Consider the following 603-nt stretch of genomic DNA (forward strand, 5'->3'; position numbering starts at 1 on the left):
CGGCTGCCATCGCGGCGAGCATCCGCGGCTCGAGCTGCGCGACATCGGCCACGACCAGCGTCCACCCGGGGTCGGCACGCACCGCAGGGCGCAGGCTCCGCGGAAGCTGGAGCGCTCCCCCACCGGCGGAGGCCCATCGCCCGGTGACGACGCCTCCGGGGATGTACACGGGGCGGAACCGGCCGTCATGCACCCATTCCGCCAGCCACGCCCACCCGTTGGCGCTGAGCAGCCGGGAGAGCTTCTTGTACGCCAGCAGCGGTTCGACGACCGGGTGGTCGTGCTCGGCGAGCTCCCACCGGCTCGTCGACTCGACCTGCACCCCGACGCGGTGCAGCGCCCTGAGCAGCTTCTGCTGACTATCCAGGTGCAGCGAGGCATCGCCGAGGAGCTCGCGCACACGATCTCCGAGTTCGAGCATGCGACTCGGCACGCCGCCGGCTACCGGGCGGGTGCCCAGGGTGTCGGTGAGGATCGCGTCGTGCACGCCCTCGTCCCACGGCAATCCTGCGGCCCGCATCTCTTCCGCGATGAGTCCGCCCGCCGACTCCGCTGCGCACAGGAGCGTGATCGCCGCGGCGCCGGATGGACGTCTCACGCTCC

1 pseudogene is annotated in these 603 nt (G+C 72.1%); it reads right to left on the reverse strand.

From position 1 onward, the window contains the following. Positions 1–603 (reverse strand): annotated as a pseudogene (locus KZA10_RS17095) (bifunctional 3'-5' exonuclease/DNA polymerase); the annotation flags it as partial.

It is taken from the genome of Microbacterium sp. BF1 (assembly GCF_019279095.1).
GTDB classification, from domain to species: domain Bacteria; phylum Actinomycetota; class Actinomycetes; order Actinomycetales; family Microbacteriaceae; genus Microbacterium; species Microbacterium maritypicum.